The organism is Enterococcus sp. 125944 (assembly GCF_051909435.1).
Classification (GTDB): domain Bacteria; phylum Bacillota; class Bacilli; order Lactobacillales; family Enterococcaceae; genus Enterococcus_D; species Enterococcus_D gallinarum.
In genome coordinates, this window is the sequence record NZ_JBQASY010000028.1 from 1 (window position 1) to 21,386 (window position 21,386).

General features: G+C 40.4%; 18 protein-coding genes. 15 read left to right on the forward strand and 3 right to left on the reverse strand.

Annotated elements, in window-relative coordinates:
• Nucleotides 1–102: 102 nt before the first annotated feature.
• Both trhO and ACTFWY_RS16385 read left to right on the forward strand, forming a co-directional pair.
• A complete protein-coding gene (trhO, locus tag ACTFWY_RS16380) occupies nt 103–1,041 on the forward strand; it encodes an oxygen-dependent tRNA uridine(34) hydroxylase TrhO (protein ID WP_439927278.1) in 939 nt (312 codons plus the stop codon).
• Between the two features lie 166 nt (nt 1,042–1,207).
• Nucleotides 1,208–2,146, forward strand: a complete 939-nt coding sequence (locus ACTFWY_RS16385) for a 2-dehydropantoate 2-reductase (protein WP_003128712.1) — start codon at nt 1,208–1,210, stop codon at nt 2,144–2,146.
• 224 nt (nt 2,147–2,370) lie between these two features.
• On the opposite strand, the gene ACTFWY_RS16390 is transcribed toward ACTFWY_RS16385, so the two are convergent.
• Nucleotides 2,371–3,342 (reverse strand): AraC family transcriptional regulator, encoded by a 972-nt coding sequence (locus ACTFWY_RS16390; protein ID WP_034705285.1) that lies wholly within the window; start codon nt 3,340–3,342, stop codon nt 2,371–2,373.
• A 230-nt stretch (nt 3,343–3,572) separates the two neighbouring features.
• Here ACTFWY_RS16390 and ACTFWY_RS16395 point away from each other — a divergent pair, with 230 nt between their 5' ends.
• The 3 genes from ACTFWY_RS16395 to ACTFWY_RS16405 are packed head-to-tail and all read left to right on the forward strand — an operon-like array spanning nt 3,573 to nt 8,291.
• Nucleotides 3,573–4,889: an MFS transporter gene (locus ACTFWY_RS16395; RefSeq protein ID WP_029487271.1), complete on the forward strand. Its 1,317-nt coding sequence runs from the start codon at nt 3,573–3,575 to the stop codon at nt 4,887–4,889.
• 48 nt (nt 4,890–4,937) lie between these two features.
• Complete coding sequence (locus ACTFWY_RS16400) at nt 4,938–6,914, forward strand: alpha-L-rhamnosidase-related protein (protein WP_172461436.1); 1,977 nt, start codon at nt 4,938–4,940, stop codon at nt 6,912–6,914.
• Nucleotides 6,915–6,944: 30 nt separating this feature from the next.
• On the forward strand, nt 6,945–8,291 hold the full coding sequence (locus tag ACTFWY_RS16405; protein WP_003128716.1) for an MFS transporter: 1,347 nt from the start codon (nt 6,945–6,947) through the stop codon (nt 8,289–8,291).
• A gap of 164 nt (nt 8,292–8,455) precedes the next feature.
• Here ACTFWY_RS16405 and ACTFWY_RS16410 read toward each other — a convergent pair whose 3' ends face one another.
• Nucleotides 8,456–9,244 carry a PHP domain-containing protein gene (locus ACTFWY_RS16410; protein ID WP_003128717.1) on the reverse strand — a complete coding sequence of 263 codons (789 nt, stop codon included), beginning with the start codon at nt 9,242–9,244 and terminating at the stop codon, nt 8,456–8,458.
• A 137-nt stretch (nt 9,245–9,381) separates the two neighbouring features.
• On the opposite strand from ACTFWY_RS16410, the gene ACTFWY_RS16415 reads away from it, so the two are divergent.
• The 6 genes from ACTFWY_RS16415 (at nt 9,382) to ACTFWY_RS16440 (ending at nt 15,084) form a co-directional block, all read left to right on the forward strand.
• Nucleotides 9,382–10,245 carry a helix-turn-helix transcriptional regulator gene (locus ACTFWY_RS16415; RefSeq protein ID WP_003128718.1) on the forward strand — a complete coding sequence of 288 codons (864 nt, stop codon included), beginning with the start codon at nt 9,382–9,384 and terminating at the stop codon, nt 10,243–10,245.
• Nucleotides 10,246–10,500: 255 nt separating this feature from the next.
• Nucleotides 10,501–11,574, forward strand: a complete 1,074-nt coding sequence (locus ACTFWY_RS16420; RefSeq protein WP_003128720.1) for a Gfo/Idh/MocA family protein — start codon at nt 10,501–10,503, stop codon at nt 11,572–11,574.
• Between the two features lie 26 nt (nt 11,575–11,600).
• On the forward strand, nt 11,601–12,350 hold the full coding sequence (locus ACTFWY_RS16425) for a sugar phosphate isomerase/epimerase family protein (protein ID WP_003128722.1): 750 nt from the start codon (nt 11,601–11,603) through the stop codon (nt 12,348–12,350).
• A complete protein-coding gene (locus ACTFWY_RS16430) occupies nt 12,347–13,066 on the forward strand; it encodes a ThuA domain-containing protein (protein WP_003128724.1) in 720 nt (239 codons plus the stop codon). The genes ACTFWY_RS16425 and ACTFWY_RS16430 overlap by 4 nt, the downstream gene beginning before the upstream one ends.
• Nucleotides 13,063–14,031, forward strand: coding sequence for a sugar phosphate isomerase/epimerase family protein (locus tag ACTFWY_RS16435; RefSeq protein ID WP_003128726.1), 969 nt, complete (start codon nt 13,063–13,065; stop codon nt 14,029–14,031). Before ACTFWY_RS16430 ends, ACTFWY_RS16435 begins: the two co-directional genes overlap by 4 nt.
• A gap of 15 nt (nt 14,032–14,046) precedes the next feature.
• Nucleotides 14,047–15,084: a Gfo/Idh/MocA family protein gene (locus tag ACTFWY_RS16440; protein ID WP_003128728.1), complete on the forward strand. Its 1,038-nt coding sequence runs from the start codon at nt 14,047–14,049 to the stop codon at nt 15,082–15,084.
• Nucleotides 15,085–15,207: 123 nt separating this feature from the next.
• Here the strand turns inward: ACTFWY_RS16440 and ACTFWY_RS16445 are convergent, their stop codons facing one another.
• The gene (locus tag ACTFWY_RS16445) at nt 15,208–16,116 is read right to left on the reverse strand and encodes an ArsR/SmtB family transcription factor (protein WP_003128730.1); all 909 of its coding nucleotides are present in this window, start codon (nt 16,114–16,116) and stop codon (nt 15,208–15,210) included.
• A gap of 246 nt (nt 16,117–16,362) precedes the next feature.
• Here ACTFWY_RS16445 and ACTFWY_RS16450 point away from each other — a divergent pair, with 246 nt between their 5' ends.
• The 4 genes from ACTFWY_RS16450 (at nt 16,363) to ACTFWY_RS16465 (ending at nt 21,364) form a co-directional block, all read left to right on the forward strand.
• Nucleotides 16,363–17,607, forward strand: coding sequence for an extracellular solute-binding protein (locus ACTFWY_RS16450; protein ID WP_005472664.1), 1,245 nt, complete (start codon nt 16,363–16,365; stop codon nt 17,605–17,607).
• A gap of 221 nt (nt 17,608–17,828) precedes the next feature.
• On the forward strand, nt 17,829–18,710 hold the full coding sequence (locus ACTFWY_RS16455; protein ID WP_003128733.1) for a carbohydrate ABC transporter permease: 882 nt from the start codon (nt 17,829–17,831) through the stop codon (nt 18,708–18,710).
• 10 nt (nt 18,711–18,720) lie between these two features.
• Nucleotides 18,721–19,554: a carbohydrate ABC transporter permease gene (locus ACTFWY_RS16460; RefSeq protein WP_123866865.1), complete on the forward strand. Its 834-nt coding sequence runs from the start codon at nt 18,721–18,723 to the stop codon at nt 19,552–19,554.
• A 19-nt stretch (nt 19,555–19,573) separates the two neighbouring features.
• Nucleotides 19,574–21,364 carry a glycoside hydrolase family 2 protein gene (locus ACTFWY_RS16465; protein ID WP_123866866.1) on the forward strand — a complete coding sequence of 597 codons (1,791 nt, stop codon included), beginning with the start codon at nt 19,574–19,576 and terminating at the stop codon, nt 21,362–21,364.
• Nucleotides 21,365–21,386: the final 22 nt, after the last annotated feature.

A 21,386-nucleotide genomic window follows, 5' to 3' on the forward strand; every position in this document is an offset into this window, starting at 1 on the left:
GATGGGTATAGGTCATTTGTACTCACTCCTTATAATTCTTTGGTCGGAACTATTTTGAGTGTAGCACAAATGACTTTTTTAGTTGTCTAGCTTAATTTTACAATCGGCGTTTATAAATACACGACCATCGAAGATCCAGAAAGTTTTGCGAAAGAGCATTTAGCTTTTGGGAAAGAGATCGGTATCAAAGGTCGAATTCTTGTTGCGAAAGAAGGAATCAACGGAACGCTTTCTGGAACGATTGAAGCAACGGATGCCTATATGGAAAAAATGGAAGCGGACCCCCGTTTCAAAGGAATCTACTACAAAATCGATGAGGTGGAAGAACACGCCTTTAAAAAATTGTTTGTTCGACCGCGAAAAGAATTGGTGTCATTGAACTTAGAAGATGATATCGATCCTTTAGAACTAACCGGAAAGTATCTAGAACCGAAAGATTTCAAAGAAGCGTTGTTGGATGAAAATACCGTAGTGATCGATGCGCGGAATGATTATGAATACGATCTTGGTCATTTTCGAGGTGCGGTCCGTCCCGATATCCGCAGTTTCCGTGAATTGCCTCAATGGATCATTGAGAACAAAGAGAAATTCATGGATAAAAAAGTGGTCACTTACTGCACAGGTGGGATTCGCTGCGAGAAATTCTCGGGCTGGTTGTTGCGAGAAGGATTCCAAGACGTAGCACAACTTCACGGGGGAATTTTTGCTTATGGCAATGATCCAGAAGTTCAAGGAGAGTTGTGGGACGGTAAGATGTATGTCTTTGATGAACGTATCAGTGTTGAGATCAATCATGTCGACAAGACCGTGATCGGTCGCGATTGGTTCGATGGCACACCATGTGAGCGTTACGTCAATTGTGCAAATCCAGAGTGCAATCGTCAGTTCCTCACTTCGGAAGAGAATCAAGCGGCACACTTAGGCGGCTGCTGCTATGAATGTGCCGCCAATGAAAACAATCGTTACGTCATTGAGCACAATATCTCTCAAGAAGAACAAGCAGCAGTTTTAGCACAACTAGCGTCTGAAGTGACGGTTTAAAAAGATCCTGAAAAGGATCTTTTTTTGTTCTTTAATTATCTGAAAAATCAAACGATTCCAATTGATTTTTTTAACAAATTTCACTTTAAAAAAGGCAAGCTCCTCGCATATTTGTTTGATTTGGAGTAAACTATACCTAATTGTCAGATAGGAAAGAGGAATAGAGATGAAAATTGTTATTGCTGGTGCTGGTGCCATGGGCAGCCGATTTGCCATTAAATTAAAAAGAGGCGGCAACGATGTAACGTTGATCGATGGTTGGCCAGCGCATATCGAAGCGATCCGTACCAATGGACTACAAGCAAATTTGGATGGAGAAGAAATCACAGAATCTTTCCCCATTTATCCACAGTCCGAAGTAACGGCGGATACGCCAGCGGATCTGATCATTGTTTTTACAAAAGCGATGCAATTAGACCAAATGATGCAAGACATTGCTTCACTAATCGGTGATCAAACAAGAGTACTTTGCTTACTTAATGGCATTGGACATGAAGATACAATTGAAAAATATGTCGCTACCGATAAAATTTTCTTAGGAAATACCCTATGGACAGCAGATTTGATTGGACCTGGGCAAGTTCGATTGTTTGGGGAAGGATCGGTTGAACTGCAAAACATTGGTGAAGGCAAAGAAGCAGCGGCCAAAGAACTGGCTGAGGTACTAACTGCTTCTGGATTGAATGCGTCATACTCTGAAAATATTCGCTATTCAATCTATCGTAAAGCCTGTGTCAATGGTACATTGAATGGTTTATGTTCAATTTTGGATGTCAACATTGCACAGTTTGGAAATACAGCCACTGCACGACAAATGGTGCAAACCATTGTTGGAGAATTCGCAGCTGTTGCGGCTCATGAATCGGTAGAACTAGATGTTCCAGAAGTCGTTGCCCATATTGAAAAAACCTATGATCCTGCAGGTATTGGCTTACACTATCCTTCCATGTATCAAGATTTGATCAATAATCATCGTAAAACGGAGATCGATTACATCAACGGGGCTATTTCGCGTAAAGGTCGAAAATACAATGTTCCCACGCCTTATTGCGACTTCTTGACCCAATTGATCCATGCCAAAGAAGATGTGCTTGAAGCGAAGTAGTAGTAAAAATAAAAAACTATGATATAAGTCTAATAATAAAAGATCCGAATCATCTATGTAATGCCCTGGTAGTTTAGGAGAACATCGTCACACATTTTGGACGTTCAGGAGCAATCAAACATTTATGGTCCGGATCCTTTTTTTTGTTCATATCGTAGTGACTTTAATTCAATTGACGATAAAGAATTTTTCCTGCTATTGCTTATTACAAATTTTACTTGTGATTAATTAACTTTTTTTGAAAAGTGACGGTATTGAGTAGGAGTCATCTGCATTTTGTTTTGAAAGAGCTTGAATAAGGAGGGCGTACTCTTGTAACCTAAATTTTCAGCGATAGTATCAATAGTCATGGAAGATTCTCTAAGTAATCTTTGTGCTTCAATCAAACGTTTTTGGTCGATCATTTCTTGAAAAGTCGCGCCAGTTTTTGTCTTGAGCATATTACCTAAATAGTTTTGGTTATAACCAAACTCCGTGGCTAATTTTTTGAGAGTGATAGTTGTGTAATGATCGTTAATATATTTTAAGAGTGCAGCTAAATCATTTCTTTGAGAAGTTAACGACAGTTCATTCAAACTAGGAATTGCTGCTAATTCCAATAAACATGATCCTAAAAGGAGACTTAAGGAACGATGATAGAAGATTTCTTTGAGATAAAATTTGTGAATCATCAAGAATAAAAGCTGATTGATGATCGCGTGTTCTTTTAAATCAAAAACTAAAAAAGTATTATGAACACTATCCTTTTTAGCAGCATTCAAAAAGAAGTCCGTGACTGGATTACTTGAAGCGGGCAAGTGGTTCAAGAGCTCTGTTTGTAAAGTATGTTTGTCAATTAAAATATTGAGAATCAAATCATCTTTTCCTACATAATCAATTTGCTGAATCACTTCAGTGTCCATAATAATCAATTGCTGTTCAGTGAACCTCCATGCCTCCCCGTTTATTTTTTGCCGACAACATCCTCTTAGAAGGTAATTCATTTCAATGAAACTATGAGTATGAGCAGGCGTATAAGAGTAGCGATGATGCTTATTGATATAAATAGATCCCTCTTCAAAAAAATCATTAACGGGTATTTTTGGAATTACTGATCCATGATAGTCTAAATTCATTTCATTAATATTCTTCCCAGTAGTTCTTTGCTGGGCTTCAATTCGATCTTCTATATCAAAAAGTTTAATCAAACTTTCCATCCGTCAATCACCTAATTTTTTTATATAGTTAGTTCTATATATAAGTTATTCCCAATAAATAGTCAATATTTACTTTGCTATTAAAGGGTTTGTCAGATCAAACAAATAGCCTTTCAAAAAAATTCAAATTTATGACCTGTGAATTTGATAGTAAAGACCTACATTTTTGAAATTGTACCATTTTATGTAAGCGTTTAATATAACCCTATGAACAAGAAAGGGTGTTTCAAATGGACACAAATGGAAAGCAGCAATCATTAGTGAAAAAGTATTCTCTTTTAGCAACTGCAGCCGGTGTAGGTTCTATGTTGGGTTCTGGATGTATCGTCGGTCTCTCGGCAACTATACCGGTTTGGCAAAAAGGGTTGAACTTATCTGCGGGACAAGTTGGATTAATCTCTGGTGCACTAACCTTTGCAATTGCGTTCGGCTCTTTGTTTGCAGGGCAAATTACAAAAATCTTCGGCCTGATTCGAGCGTTCAACTGGATCAATTTGTTTTATGCTATTGGAGCAGCAATTTGTGTATTTTCAGGAAATTTTGTGGCTTTATTATTAGGAGTCATCGTCATGGGGATTGCATCTGGGGCGGATTTACCAATCAGTTTAACCGTTGTCTCTCATGATGCACCAGATGAAAAAACTTCTGCAAGTTTAGTATCTTCGACACAAATATTTTGGCAAATTGGTATTTTTATTTCTTATATTTGTTCTTTCTTACTTTCCGGAGTCAATGGAGTTTTGGGAGCGCGTATTGTTTTTGTTATTTTATTGGTCTTTTCAATCTTTGCGTGGGTTTGGCGGACAGTCTCAAAAAAATTTCGGATGTTCCACGAAGAAGGTGCAGCACGTCAGTCTGCGTTGAATCTGGTTAGCAATCAACAAAAAATTTCACTAAAAGAGATTTTTAGTGGGAATAATGCAAAAATTTATCGCAACTTTTTCTTCGCTATTTTAGTCTTTTATGTTTGTTGGAATTTGTTAGCGAATACATGGGGACAATTTCAGACATACGCTTTGACTAATGCTGGTGCTACACAAATGCAAGCAACAGGGCTAGGTATTGTGCTGAATATCATTTCTTTAGTGACTACGATTATCTTTGCTTCAGTAGCGGGTGGAAAGCATCGGAATAAAGCATTTTTTGTTGGCGCTTTTGTTCAATTCATGGCAATGGTTGGTATGGCAGTTATTGGCGGTAGTGCAGGATTCATCGCATTGGCGATAACGATTGCTTTTTATAATTTTGGAAATCCATTAGCAGGGGAAGCCATCTATAAAGTTTGGACTCAAGAATCATTTCCAACAGAATCTCGGGCATTCTTACAAGGCATTATCAATGGTTTTTCACGGTTGTGTTGCGGATTGTTTGCCTTTGTCACACCATTTTTGGTATCGCCAAACAATATTCAATTTTCGATGTATGGCTTTGCGGCGATTGTTCTAGTAGCAGCTATTGCAGGAGCTGTCATGATGAAATTGCAAAAAGGAGCTAAAACGAGAGCAAACAGTCGAAGAGATTCTAATCTAGCTGATTTAGTAAAGTAGTTGATCGATAGAATATAAATGAGTAAACGAAAGGAACGGATAATAGTGATAACAAATGAACGGCCACGATGGATCTGGTATGCTGGCGATTTTGAAATACGTCAAGGACTTTTACAAAATTTTTCTAGAGAAGAACGAGGATACGATTGGCCAGCTTACTGGTATATTGATGACTGCCATAAAAATGTAAAATTTAAACGTGAATATGAATTACAAAGTCCCACGACATTTGTTGTATATGCAACAGGGATTGGCTTTGTAGAAGTGAATGAAGTGAAATATTCTTTTGAACAAGAGATTGTCTGTCAACCCGGTTTTAATAAGATTAGGGTGAATGTAGGGAATCCAAACGGTTTGCCAGCCATCTATATTGAAGGAGAAAGAATCAAGAGTGATGAAGGCTGGTATTGCAGTAACTTTGTTGAAGAAGCTCCAGTAGGATGGAGCAATCTTTATATGAATAAAGAGCAAGACCCTAATAAAGTCTATTATGAAATAGAAACTTGTTTCCCTGTTTCGAAGACGGCGGTTGCTGGCGGCACGTTGTTTGATTATGGACGGACGATTTTCGGTTCATTAATGATCGATAAATTGTTGTCGGAGATACCGATATCTATTTGCTATGGAGAATCAGAAGCAGAAGCATGTGATAGTCAAATGTGTTATTACAAACAGGAAAATGTAAGAAAAGAAACAAACATTCGCAAACGTGCTTTTCGTTATCTTTTCATTCCTAATATAGCACCAGAAGCAATTGATATTCGTGCGATGCATGAATATCTTCCCATACACAATCAAGCCACATTCAAATCAGATGACTCTGTGATGAATCGAATATGGGATATATCTATAGAAACCTTTACATTGTGCAGTGGGCTTTTCTTTATTGACGGAATCAAACGAGATCGCTGGATCTGGTCAGGGGATGCTTACCAAAGCTATTTTATCAACCAATACTTATTCTTTGATGAAGATATCAATAAGCGAACGATCATGGCATTGCGAGGTCAAAATGAAGTAAAACAGCATATGAATACAATTGTTGATTATTCCATTTTATGGATCATAGGGATTGAAAATCACTATATGATGTCTGGGGACAGCTCATTTCTTGCACAGATTTATTCGAAAATGGTGACTATGATGGACTATCTTGAAAAACAAACCAATGAGTTAGGATTTATTTATGGTCGCGAAAAGGACTGGATTTTTATTGATTGGTCTGAAATAGATAAGGAAGGGACATTGGCAGCGGAACAAGTCCTGTTATTGAAAGCATACAAAGCTATGACTGTTTGTGGCTCTATCTTGAATCGTGATATTGATCACTATGTGACAAGATATGAACAGTTGAAAGCTAATTTAATGAGTTATTTCTGGGATGAAGAAAAAGGGGCATTTATTGATTCTTATCTATCTGGAAAGAGAAATGTGACACGCCATGCCAATATTTTTGCGGTCTTATTCGACTTTGTAGATGAAACGAAAAAGCAACAAATTTTGAAAAATGTATTGCTTAATGATGAAGTCACTCAAATCACAACTCCTTACTTCAAATTCTTCGAACAAGATGCCCTTTGTAAACTGGGACAGACAAGTCAAGTACATGAGATTATTCTTGACTACTGGGGTGGAATGGTGGAACAAGAAGCGGTTACTTTCTGGGAGGAGTATATTCCTGGAGAAAGTGGAAATGCTATTTATGAAATGTATGGGGATCCTTTTGGGAAAAGTTTATGTCATGCATGGGGAGCCAGTCCTATCTACTTATTAGGACGTTATTTCGCAGGAATTCAACCTATTCGACCAGGTTATGAAACATTCTTAGTTGACCCTAAGCTCGATTCTTTTCATCAATTAACGTGTATATTCCCAGTTAAAGGTGGCTGGGTGAAGATTGAGAAGACAGATACGTGCTTAACAATTTGTACAAATCGAGACGGTGGGATCTTGCGGATAGATGGAAAAGAGCAGCCAATGTTTGCCAATCAACCTGTAAGTTATGAGGTTGTAAAAAAGGTCTAAGCTGGATTCATCAAAGAAAGGAAGAAAGCAATGAATAGTGATCGGTTAAAAGTGTCTGAAAAACTCGGATTTGCCTTAACAAATCTAGGGAATATCCCTATTATGACACTATTAAATACGTATTTGTTAATTTTCTATACGGATGTCATTGGTGTTAATCCAGCTTTGGTAGGAATGTTATTCCTTGTTTCGAGACTTTTAGATGGCGTTAGTGATCCACTTATTGGTTTTGTGATTGATCGTTTTCCAAGAACAAAGATAGGGAAATACAAACCTGTGTTGATTTTAGGAGTCATCATCTGTTGCTTAAACTATTTGCTTGTTTGGTTTTCGCCTCTCCTATTTCCAGCTCAAAAAATCATTGCTATTAGTATTTCTTACATCCTTCTAGGAATTACTTTTGATTTTATGGATATTCCTTTGAATAGTTTAATCCCCGTACTGACGCAAGAGGATGAAGGGCGTAATCAACTTTCATCAATCAAAGGGATTTCATATACGGTAGGTCCAGCTATCTTAAATGTAGCAGCACCTTTGGCAATCGCAGCTTTTGCAACGTCTTTGAAAGGATACGTTTTATTGATTGTAGGGACGGTACTAGTTGTTCTATTTTTTACGATTGTAGGGACGTTGATGGTAAAGGAAAGAGGGACGGAAGCTGCCTATGTAACAAAGCCGGTAAAAGAAAAATATACAATGAAGGATGCGTTATCTGTATTCAAACTGCGTCCAGTTGTTTCATTGTTTCTAGCAATGCTATTCATTACAGCGGCAACGAACATCTTCAATGGTTCACTTCTATATTATCTTAGTTATATTATTAGCAACCCTAAATTATTGAGTGCAGCCAGTTTCTTAGGTATGCTGGGGGCATTGGCAGCAGGGCTTCTGGTTCCAAAATTATCGCAGCGATATGGAAAAAAACATCTGTACATTACAGGTTTGGTATTGATTTCATTATGTATGCTGGGATTTCTGGTCATCAATCATCACTCAGCCGTTTTCGTTTTATGCTATTGCGGGGTGCAATTTGCATTAGGGTTGACGAATACACTGCAATACAGTATTTCGGCCGATAATGTTGATACGATAAGAAACGAATTAGACATAGAGGCGACAGCATTGATTGCTTCTCTCACTTCATTAATCATGAAATTTGCGATGGCTATAGGTGGTGCTGTTCCGGGATTTGTGTTAAGTTTTACCGGCTATGCAGCGAATCAGTCACAATCAAGCACTGCGGAAAAAGGGATTTTATTCGTGACTTTCGTTATCCCGCTGATTTTATATGTAGTGACGATCGCTGTGTTCAGCAGTGGTTTTAAAAGTAACAAAATTAAAAGTTTGCATGTGCAAAAACGAAAAACAATGAACTAAGAGCGAAGTAGCATTTTCATTAAAACGATCTTAAAGCGAGAAAAATCTATCTTGAAGATGGAAAGAAATAAATCCATTCTCCGGATAGATTTTTTCTGCTATTGTTATTCGACTAGCTATACGGATGCTTCGCAGGAAGAAGTTTTTGTTTACAGTATCCTCCCTCAACCTTCAGGCAAATCTGCCATGTATCTTTCGGTTCCTTGAAAGACGGCCAATTGTTCTACACCGAAGGAGCACAGCATCTGGCTCATTTCGGCAAATAACAAGCGATAATCACTGGACTTATGCGCATCTGAACCTAGTGTAAAGAGTTTGCCCCCCACACTTTGATAGAGCGGGATCGCATATTCGTAAAGTGATGCATTTTGATAAGGACCAAAGCTTTTGGCATTGACTTCAAAAGCTAGCTCGCGAGCGACGACTTTCTTGAAAATAACTGTCAGTTCTTTTTCGAAATGCTGTGCAAGTTCTTCTGCTGTAAAGTCGAAGCGCCGCAACCCGTAGTCAAAATGGGTCAGGATATGTCCGTCAGAAAAAGTATCTAAAACTGTGGCCATCTGATCAAAATAAGACTTGACGACGGTAAGTTTGTCTTTCTCCAATACGGCATCATCCATATAGTCAAAGGAACCGTTTTGATGGATGCTGACTAACTTCAGGTCATAAGGATGCTGATCCAGATAGTCGCGTATTTGTGTTTCTTGCCCAGGAACGACACCGATTTCGATCCCTTTCAAAAGTTTCGTTGCTGTTTGTTCCTGTAAAGTCTGATGGCATTGTTGAAGCTGTTCATAATCGGGAATATCATCGCGATAATTTGAATAAGGGTTCTTGAGATCAAAGTGGTCAGTCGCCACAAAAAATTCCGGTTGAAAAGCTAAATAATTTTCGAAGCGTTCTTCTGAATCAAAAGATAAAAAAGTATGCAAATGCTGATCGTAGTAATTCATAATAACCTCCTTTTTGTACAAGATACCATAAAAAGCGAGAAACGACTATTTTTTCATAAAAAATCAGAAAAGCATTTCGTACAAAAATTCTTTGTTCTATAATGGATGAGAATGGAAGCAAAGGAGTAAATAGCAGTATGAGTATGTATCTTGAGATTCCGGAATTTGAAAGCGATTTTCGCTTTCGGACATTCCTTAATGATGGGCTGACGATCGTTTATCCCCATGTACATAAAGAAATCGAGCTGATTTATGCGAAACGAGGAAAAGTCAATATTGGGGTAGCTGATGAGATCATTGAGTTGGAAGAAGGCGAGCTGTACATTTTTGCCAGTGGCCAGCCCCACTATTTTTTGGCTTCTCCAGAGAGTGAGCGTTATGTGTATCAGTTTGATTTCGCACTGTTTGATGAAACCATTTTGCGAGAAAAAGAACTTTCTTTAAAAACACTTTTTGACGAGGGGGAACCCCACAGCAAGCATTGGCCAGTCAGTTTTACCGAAAAAATCACAGGATTGTTGATCGAACTCTACCAGTTAGAGGAAGAGCAAGTAGCTGGTAAACGCTATTTGACTATGGGTTTTTTGTATCAGTTGATCGGCGAATGTTATCAAGGGTTGCCGCCGCGTGCCAAAAAGATCGCTCCTTTAAAACGTTCTGCAGCTCAATACAAAGAAACGCTGCAACGTCTGGATGAAGTGTTTGAATATATTGAATCCCATTACCAAGATGTCTTAACGATGGAAGAAACAGCGAAGCATGTTGGATTCAGTCCCCATTACTTTACCCGCTTTTTTAAGACGAATACTGGAAAAACATTCATGCAGTTTCTGACGGAATACCGGATCAATCAAGCCAAATTCATTTTGGCAAACGAGAAACTTCCAATGGCAGAAGTAGCGGAAAAAGCCGGATTTGCCAGTGTCAAAACGTTCCATCACGTGTTCAAAGAGACCGTAGGACAATCCCCATTGCAGTATCAGAAACAATTAAATAATTGAATACTTGATGAAAGCTAGATCAACGAGCCAATCTTGTCAATCACTCGAACCCTTGAACAAGCGCAATTTTTAAGCGATTGTTCACTGTTTGTTTGGGTGCTTTTATTTGGTGTGAAGGAGTCTTTGATTCGTTTTAGTGAGAGTTCCATAAGATAAATTTCGGGAATTTTTTAAGAGGAAATTGGGAAGAACCTGTCAAATCCTTTCGCTATAATGAATGAGTAGAAAATAATAAGCGTTTTCAGGAGGAAAGAGATGACAGTAAGAATTGGAATCATTGGTTGCGGTGGGATTGCGAATGGCAAACACATGCCGGCATTATCACAAGTAAAAGAAGCGGAAATGGTCGCATTTTGTGATTTGATCGTCGAACGAGCAGTGGAAGCTAAAACAGCTTTCGGTACAGAAGATGCCCAGGTATTCAGCGACTACAAAGAAATGTTAGCAGAAGCTGAATTAGATGTTGTGCATGTTTGTACACCAAATGCTTCTCACGCGGAATTGTCCATCGCAGCATTAGAAGCAGATTGCCATGTAATGTGCGAAAAACCAATGGCAAAAACGACAGAAGAAGCAAAAGCAATGATCGATGCCGCTAATCGAACAGGCAAAAAATTAACGATCGGTTATCAAAATCGTTTTAGAAAAGATTCCCGCTACTTGCACGAGGTTTGTGCGGAAGGACAATTAGGCAATATCTATTTTGGGAAAGCCCATGCCATCCGTCGTCGTGCAGTACCAACTTGGGGTGTCTTTCTAGACGAAGAAGCTCAAGGCGGGGGACCATTGATCGACATCGGTACGCATGCTCTTGATTTAACATTGTGGATGATGAATAACTACCAACCTAAATTTGTTGTCGGAAAAGCTTACCATGAATTATCTCAGACAAAGAATGCGGCGAACGCTTGGGGGTCATGGGATCCAGAGAAGTTTTCGGTAGAAGACTCTGCTTTTGGATTTGTCGTGATGGAAAATGGCGCAACGATTTTCTTGGAAGCTAGCTGGGCGTTGAACAGTTTAGATGTCAAAGAAGCAAAAACAACATTGATGGGCAGCAAAGCTGGCGCGGATATGAATAATGGCTTAACAATCAATGGCGAAGATCATAGTTTGTTGTATGAAAAAAATATTGAGTTGGAAACTGGTGGTGTCGACTTCTATGAAGGGGACGGCGAAACGCCTGAAATCTTGGAAGCACAATCTTGGATCAACGCCATCATCAATGACACAGAACCTGTGGTCAAGCCGGAAGAGGCAATGGTAGTTACTGAGATTTTAGAAGCAATCTACAAATCCTCAGCAACTGGCGAACCGGTCTACTTGTAAAAGCAGTAGCTAAAAAGGAGCAAAGCATGAAACCAAAAATCGGACTACAGTTATGGAGCATCCAAGAAGCGTGTAAAGAAGACTTGTTCCAAGCACTTGAAAGTGTCAAAAAAAGCGGGTATGACGGAGTCGAATTCGCGGGTTACTACGGTTATTCCGCAACAGAGGTCTCAAACGCGCTAAAAGAATACGACTTGGGAGTTGCTGCTTCTCATCTACCCTTTGAAACATTGCGGGATCATTTTGAAGCAACACTGGCCTATGAAAAAGCGATCGGGAATCACCGACTCGTGGTTCCATATGCTTCATTTGAGACATTCGCAGAATGGCAACAGTTTGCCCGAGAGTTTGCAGAAGTTGCTAAGAAAGCAGCTGCTCAGGGCTTTGAATGCTACTATCACAATCATGCCCATGAATTTACCGAGATTCCTAATAAATCAATGATTGAAGAATTGTTAGCTGAAAATCCAGCACTTAAATTAGAAGCAGATCTTTATTGGATCGCTTATTCCGGCACTGATGTTTTCACTTGGTTGAAAGAACATCAAGAGTCCGTTGGTCTTTTGCATATCAAAGATATGCAGGAAGAACCAAAAGAAAGCACAGAAATCAATAATGGCATTTTACCTATCAAGGACTATGTCACAGTTGCGCAACAATTCCAATTGCCTTGGTTGATCGTGGAACAAGAAGCGTTCCAAAAATACGCACCTTTAGAAGCGACGGCCATCGATTATTTGCAATTAAAAGCTATCGTTGAGGAGGTTTACCAATGATCCATGTCACTGTTTGGAATGAATTTAGACACGAAAAAACAGATGAAACCGTTCAGGCAATGTATCCCGAAGGAATCCACGGACAAATCGCTGCCTTTTTGCAAGCAGATGATTTTCAAGTTCGCACAGCAACCTTGGATGAACCAGAACACGGATTAACAAACGAAGTATTAGCTGATACCGATGTGCTCGTTTGGTGGGGGCATATGGCCCATGATGAAGTACAAGACGAAATCGTTCAGCGCGTTCAACAACGGGTGTTAGAAGGAATGGGTCTGATTGTCCTCCATTCTGGTCACTTCTCAAAAGTCTTCAAGAAATTGATGGGCACTTCCTGTGACTTGAAATGGCGCGTGGATGATCAGCATTGTCGAATTTGGAATATCAACCCGAGTCATCCAATCGTAGAAGGTGTCGGCGAATTTATTGAACTTGAGAAAGAAGAAATGTATGGGGAACACTTTGACATCCCAACTCCAGACGAATTGATCTTTGTTAGCTGGTTCCCAGGAGGCGAAGTCTTCCGCAGCGGCTGCACCTTCCGTCGTGGCAATGGCAAGATCTTTTATTTCCAACCTGGGCATGAGACGTTTCCGAGTTATTACAACGAAAAAGTACAAAAAGTTATCAAAAACGCGGCACGTTGGTGCGCACCAACAGAAAATACGTACCCAACGTACGGCCATTATCAAGCCAATGAGGAGGTAGGCAAATGAAATTAGGAGTATTTACGCCATTATTCAATCATTTAACGTTTGAAGAAATGATCACAGAAGTTGCAGAAAAAGGATTGCAGACAGTTGAGATCGGTACAGGAGGTTCTCCAGGCAATGCCCACTTGGATATCGATAAGTTGCTTGCTAGTGAAGCAGACCGGAAAGAATATTTAGCTAAATTAGCCGACAAAGGACTAGAAATCTCGGCGTTAAGCTGTCACAACAATCCCATTTCGCCTTTAAAAAATGAAGCGCAGGAAGCAGATGAATTATTACGCAAAACGATCAAGCTGGCCAGTTTGATGAATGTCCCTGTCGTCAATGGATTCTCTGGTGTTTCGGGAGGAAATGCAACAGACACGCAAGTCAACTGGCCTGTTCTGCCATGGCCAACGGAATACGATGATAATTACAACTATCAATGGGAGCAAAAGCTGATCCCTTATTGGAAAGAAATCAATACCGAGGCAGAAGCTGCTGGTGTAAAAATCGGTATTGAGCTGCATGGCGGATTCTTGGCTCATACGCCTTATACGATGTTAAAACTTCGCGACGCTGCAGGTAAAGCAATTGGTTGTAACCTTGATCCAAGCCATTTGTGGTGGCAAGGGATCGATCCAGTGGCAGCAGTCAAGATTTTAGGTGAAGCAGATGCGATTCATCATTTTCATGCCAAAGATACGTATCTTGATCAAGATAATATCAACATGCATGGGTTGACAGACATGCAGCCATACAGCAATGTCAAAACAAGAGCTTGGACTTTCCGCTCTGTTGGCTGCGGGCACAGCTTGCAAGTTTGGTCGGACATCATTTCCGCATTGCGGATCTATGGGTATGATTATGTCTTGAGTATCGAGCATGAAGATCCAATCATGTCTGTTGATGAAGGATTGAACCGAGCAATCACTAATTTGAAATCGATTATGATCAAAGAAGAACCATCCGCAATGTGGTGGGTGTAACGAGGAGTATAGAAAATGAGTGCAATCAATTTTGTTGTCATCGGTTATGGCGGTATGGGTGCTTACCATGTGCACAACATCCTGCCGAATGAAAATGAACGGATCCATATTGTGGGAACCTATGATATTTCGGAAGAAAGACAAGCTATTTCACAAGAAAAAGGGCATAAAATCTATAAAAGTTATGAAGAAGTCTTAGCAGATGAAACCATTGAAGCAGTGCTGATCGCAACGCCGAATGATTTGCATAAGGATTTGTCGATCGCAGCCCTCAGAGCGGGTAAGCATGTTGTATGTGAGAAACCTGTTGCTTTAAACACTGCTGAACTAGACGAAATCGTTGCTGTGGCCAAAGAAACAGGCAATACATTTATGGTCCATCAAAACCGTCGCTGGGATCCAGACTTTCTGATCGTTCGCGATTTATATCGTAATAGGCAGATCGGTGATCTTTTCCAAATCGAATCACGGGTCCAAGGTGCAAATGGCATCCCAGGTGATTGGCGCCATGTGAAAAAACAAGGAGGCGGTATGGTATTAGACTGGGGCGTTCACTTGTTGGATCAAATACTTTGGTTAGTGGACAGTCCAGTGAAAGATGTGAAAGCTGACTTAAGCTATATTCTGGGAGAAGAAGTCGACGATGGATTCTTTGCTTTGATCACATTTGAAAATGGTGTCAAAGCAATCGTGGAAGTTGGGACCTCCAATTACACCCAATTGCCTCGCTGGTACATTAAGGGAATTGAAGGAACTGCTACGATCCAAGATTGGGCGTTGAATGGTAAGATGGTTCGGGCAACTGGCCGCGAAGATGTTGCCGCACCTAAACCTGTCCAAGCAGGTGTTGGATTAACGAAAACAATGGCACCGCCATCTGAATTGGCTGCAGAATCAATCCCATTTCCAGAAGCGAAAGCCGATTTTGATCCTTTCTACAAGAATTTTTATCATGTAGTCCGTCACGGTGCTGAACCAATTGTCAAAAATGAAGAAGTTCGCAACGTCATGGAATTGATCGAACGAATCTTTGCCGTAGCCAGCGCAAAATAAGAGCAATCAAGACACAGAAAAACGAATCCCGCATAGCAAATGATCCCTGTTAAATCTTGCAGTCAAAGGAGAGTTAACAGAGATCATCAAGTGATGCAGGTGATTGTTTGCCTGTGTCTTTTTTTATTCCGAAATATAAAAATTGAAAAGCAGATCCTGCGGGTAATTGCCCCAACGATCGCCAAAAATAGTTAGACCGCCAGCGTTTTCTGCGGTTGCCGGTGCTGCAATTTTGAATGTAAAGAAATCACTGTGATCCAAATCGATCTCGCTTAAGTTATGGTCGGTCAGCTTTTCTCCGTCGATCGAAGTATCAAAACGGTTGATCCGCAGATGTTTCAACAAGCCGTATTGACTGAACTCATCGATCCACCATTGAGGGGTCAATGCCCCCCGTACATCTGAAAAGTTTCCTGGAACAGTATAGGTTCCTAAACAGACATCGTTGATATAGAAAGAAATATCACTCGGCCAATAATTATTGGAAATAGGGAATTCAGAAGCAATCTCCATGCTGATTTCCAGCATTTCGATTTTTTCCCCATTTTTTAGCGGTTTCGGAATTTTGTACTCTAAGAATCCATTGTTTAACCAGATAATACTGGCATCTACTCGTTCTTGTGCCAAAAAGGATTTAGGATCATCCAATGCGCCGATCAGGCGATCTTTTGTAGCCATTCCACAAGAAGCTTCGGCTCTAAAATCAGTGAAGTGACCAATTTTCACAGGTAATGAAGTCAAATTCATTTCTGGAAATACTTTTTCGGGGAAGTTGATGTTGATGAAATCAGTCTTTAAAGCTAGAAACTTCTTTTTCCAATCTTTTCCCGTTCCTTTTTCTAATCTGATCAATTGTGCCTGCTCTAATTTTTTGATGTGCTTGGTCATGAGTGCGTTGCTGATTGCCAGTTTTTCCCCAATCTCACTGATGCTTTTTCTTTCCCCGCCTAACTCTCTCAAAATTGCCAAACGCGTCTCATTGGCTAAAGCTTCATAAACCGGTAAAGAGGTTTTCTCTAAATTTAATTCCATTCTATTCACCTCGTTATACTTTTTTGTTAATTGATTGCGCAGGTTTATTATAACATAACTTGATGATTTTACACTATAGTTAAACGATATAAATATTTTATTTTAGTTGTTAAATAGCTGTTGACAGCGCTTTATTTTGATGTTAATTTAACGGTGTAAACAGTTTGGTTTTTATTGTTGTTGAAAAAAGTAAAGTGAGTTGGAATATCGTTTTACAAATAAGTTAAATAATAGGAGCGTGGAAAAATGAAATTTAGTAAAGCAGCTATAGTAGTAGGGGCGACGTTGCTGTGTGGCATCGTATTGTCAGCATGTGGAAGTGGCGGCGGCAACTCAAGCAAGAGTTCTGAAATTTTGTTATGGTCATCCACAACTGGACCAGATGGGGAGAAAATCAAAAAGACGATTGACGAATACAATGCGACGGATCCGGATTTCAAAGTGAAATTAGTGAGTATGCAAGGGGATACCTTCACCTCAAAACTAACTACAGCAGGTAAATCGGGGAAAGGTGTACCAGATTTGGCTTTAGTCGCTTCAGAAGCACTTCCCACCTATAAGAACCAAGAGATGCTGGATTCTTGGGATGACATGATCAAAGGTACAGAGCTAGATCGCAGCAATTATGTTGAAGCAGCTTGGGATACCGGTACTCTTGAGGACAGCCAGTATGGGATTCCTGCCACCATGGGGTCGTGGGTCATGTATTACAACAAAGATCTGGTAGACAAATACATTCCTGGAGCATTAGATGATGGCATCGTGACTTATGAAGAAATCAATCAGGCAGGTGAAAAAGCAAAAGCAGATGGCGTTTATAGCTTTGGTTATACCTGGGGGATGCAGAATTATTCCAATCTATATCAGCAAATGGGCGGACAATGGCAAGATCAAGATGGCAAAATCAATATCGATAATGAGTATTCGTATAACACGGTACAGGAATTCAAAAATTTGTATGATGCGGGCTACATGGTGCCAGACGGGGAAGATGCCAATAAACTTTTTGCGAATCAACAGTTGATCTTCTTGCCGGAAGGAACGTGGATGTTGAGCAATATGGAAGAAATCAGTGACTTTGAGTGGGGAGAAACCTTTACACCGCAATGGGATGCGGAAAATATCGTTCAAGGATCGGGAGTTGATCAGTTTGCGATGTTTAAGACAAAAGAAGAACGTTCTGATGAAAAGAAAGAGGGAATGGTGGATTTCTTGACTTGGTTGCAGGCAAACCAGTTAGAATGGGTGAAATCTGGCGCCAATCCAACTTCACTAGCGATGCTTGACAATGAGGAATATGTCAAGATGCCGCAATCTTTCTTGTTGAAAACAGAAAAAGGACAGGCGGCGATCTCTGTGAATGCAGTCGATGGATTGTCTTACATTTTTGATGAATACGACAATCGTTCTTGGGACATGATCACTGGAAAAGCCGATATTAAAGATACCTTTGGTGAAATCCAAAAAGTCGTGGAAGAGAAAATGAAATAATCGCAGGGTCTGTGACAAAAGCTGAAGGCAAAGAAGATAGTGATCAGGCATGTCGAGAAGACACATACCAAAAGAGGACTCATATAAGATTTCTCAAAGAGTGGCCTTTTGATCTGGTTAGCTTGGCAACTTACACGAAAGAGCATCTTCCATGCAGAAGTGGTTTTTGTCACAGTCTTTTTCTAGTCGATTTTATCAAGGCATGAAAGGATGCGTAATGTATGAGTAGCAAAAAAAAGCTCAGTGGTTGGCCCGTTTTGTTTATCGGTCCCCACATGATTCTTTTTATTTTATTCTTTTTGGTTCCTGCTGTAATTGGTGTTTATGTTTCCTTTACCGAATGGGATCTTTTTAGTTCACCGATTTTTATTGGTTTAGACAATTTTAAGACGATTCTATTTGATCAAGACTCGCTGTATCATACGCAATTTTTCAATGGGATGAAAAACACGCTATTCTTTGCAGTGATATCAGTACCTCTGTGTATCGCGATTCCATTGCTATTAGCTGTGGCATTGTCCGCAAAGCCAAAGATGATGCGCTTTTTTCAATCGGTTCTTTACTTGCCGACATTGTTTGCCATCTCTGCTGTAATGATCATCTGGGGGTTTCTGTTAAGTAAATCCTTTGGCCCCATCAAAGAAGTTTTTGGGATAGATATCAATTTTGTCGGGACACAACCATGGGCCTGGATCGCGATTTTGATCGTAACGATTTGGTGGACATTAGGAGGAAATTTGATCATTTATGTAGCTGCGTTGAACGGTGTGCCCAGGGAACAAATGGAGGCAGCCGAGCTTGACGGAGCCAGCAGTGTAGTGAAGTTTTTCCGGATTTCGTTGCCGAGTATTCGGAATCAGCTGATTTTTACAACAGTCATGACGACTATTGCTCAATTCAATATTTATGGACAGCCATTGATGCTGACCGGGGGTGGTCCGAACAATTCGACGAGAGTACTCATGATGTATATTCAAGAGAATGCTTTTGGCAGTAGTACGTCCGTTGCTGGTATGTCATCGGCGATGGCGATTTTACTAGGGATCGTTATCATGATCGTTTCGGTCTTTCAATTTATCATGATCAAAAAATTAGAGAGGTAAGGGGACAGCCATGCGAGAAAATAAAGTAGGAAAAAGAGTCGCATTTATCGTATTAGCTATTGTTTGTATTGTCTGGATTTTTCCTCTGATATGGGCTATTTTTACCTCTTTCAAATCAGATGCTGAGATCCAAAAAGTTGGCTTTAGCCTGATTCCTAAAGAGTGGACCTTCGCAAACTTTTTAGGGTTGTTGCAGGGGAATGATTCATCGCCAGTCTTTCGCTGGTTTTTGAATTCGATGATCATTTCAACAGCCCACACATTGTTGGTGATGGTGATCGTTTCTTTTGCGGCTTATGGCTATACACGGCTGGCGTTTAAAGGTCGAGACTTGATTTTTGCATTATTGCTGGGAACGATGATGTTTCCTGGTGTCGTCAATTTGATCCCCAATTTCAAAATCGTGGATACATTAGGCTGGACCAACACGTTTCTAGCCGTGATCGTTCCTGGCGCAGCAGGTGTCTATAACATTTTTCTAGTTCGTCAGTTTATCTTAGGGATTCCTAAAGAATTGGATGAGTCGGCTGTAATTGATGGGGCCAATGAATTTCAGATTTTTTATCATATTATTCTGCCGCTGATCAAGCCGGTTTTAACCGTCGTTGCGTTATTTAGTTTTACTGGTTCGTGGAACGACTTCTTGTGGCCTTCTATCGTTATGAGCGATATTGATAAACTGCCTATCACGCCGGGACTTCAGTTGCTGCAAGGGCAATATATGACGTATCCGGGAGTAGGAGCTGCAGGAGCTCTTTTAGCATTGATCCCGACATTCCTTTTATATTTAGTGGCGCAAAAGAGTTTCATGGAATCAATGTCATTGCAAAGTGGTATAAAATAAATTGTTTTTTGGAGGAACTATGAGCAGAAATGAATACCCTAGACCCCAGTTTCAACGAGAAAACTGGCTGAATTTAAATGGAGAATGGCACTTCGCCTTTGATGATAAAAATGTAGGACTAAAAGAGAAATGGTATCAAGAGGAGGAAGCCTATCCGCATAGAATCAAGGTGCCCTTCGTCTATCAAAGCGAATTGAGCGGGATCAACCAACGAGAACCTCACGATATTGTCTGGTATTACCGGACATTCACAGTGCAGGCAATGGACAGTCAACGTGTAGTCTTGCATTTTGGTGCGGTGGATTACGAGGCGGATGTCTTTGTCAATGGTTGTCATGTAACGAATCATCAAGGCGGTCATACCTCTTTTGAAGTAGATATTACCGATTATTTGGTCGACGGTCAGCAAGCGATAAGTGTGCGTGCATTTGATCCTCATGCAGATGAAAGTATTCCTCGAGGAAAACAATTCTGGGAGACAGAATCTGCTGGTATCTGGTATACGAATTCTACCGGGATTTGGCAGCCAGTATGGCTGGAAGTCGTTTCAGAGACTCATTTGAAAGAAATCAATCTAACTCCAAATTTTGATGAGGGGACCGTGACTGTTGAAACGATCTTGAATCAGTTCCAGCCGCAGTGTGAACTGGACTATCGGATCTCTTTTAAAGAACAGCTAATCGCAGCGGGGAGACTGTCTGCAGATTCGGCAAAAATGAAGTTCAATGCCGATCTTTTTCAGGAACATATTTTCAGAAGCAATTTCCATCATGACGGTTGGTCTTGGACACCGGAAAATCCCCAGTTATTTGATATTAAACTTTCTTTAATCAACGATGGAGAAACAATTGACTACCTGAAAAGTTATTTCGGCATGCGTAAAATCCATACGGAAAACGGCATGGTCTATTTGAACAACAAACCTTACTATCAAAAGTTGATTTTGGATCAAGGGTACTGGCCTAGTGGCCTCTTGACTGCACCGTCAGATGAAGACTTTAAAAAAGACATCTTACTAGCAAAAGAAATGGGCTTCAATGGTTGCCGCAAACATCAAAAAACAGAAGATCCGCGCTTTTTGTACTGGGCGGATCAGTTAGGTTTTCTGGTTTGGGGAGAATGTGCGGCTCCGGCGATTTACAATGAAGATTCTGTTGAACGACTGATGCGGGAATGGACCGAGATCATTGCCAGAGACTTTAGCCATCCCTCCATTGTGACTTGGGTGCCGATCAATGAAAGCTGGGGCGTGCCAAAGATTTCCTTTGACCGAACACAGCAACATTTCTCTCAAGCAATGTATCATTTCTTGCACGCATTGGATAAAACACGATTAGTGATCTCAAATGATGGTTGGGCAATGACAGAAACAGATATTTGCGCCATTCACAACTATGCCCATGGCCAAAAAGAAGAAACTGAGAAATATGATTACTTTAAAGAAACCCTCCGAACTCGCGAAAATCTGATTAAGCGGCTTTCTACTCCGTGGCCGATTTTTGCCAACGGCTTTTCTTATCAGGAGCAACCAATCTTGTTAACGGAATTTGGTGGCATCGGCTTTGATGTATCGGGACAACCAGGTTGGGGGTATACGTCAGTCGACAATGAAGTTGAATTCTTAAAGGACTACCAACGGGTGCTGTCGGCTGTCTATGCTTCAGTAGGGCTCTGGGGATATTGCTATACGCAATTGACCGATGTCGAACAGGAGATCAATGGGTTGTTGACTTATGACCGTCAGCCTAAAGTGGACTTGGCAGCAATCAAAGCTATCAATGATCAATTTCATGTTTCTCAAGTTGAATGATATGCAGACGGCAACATTGGAA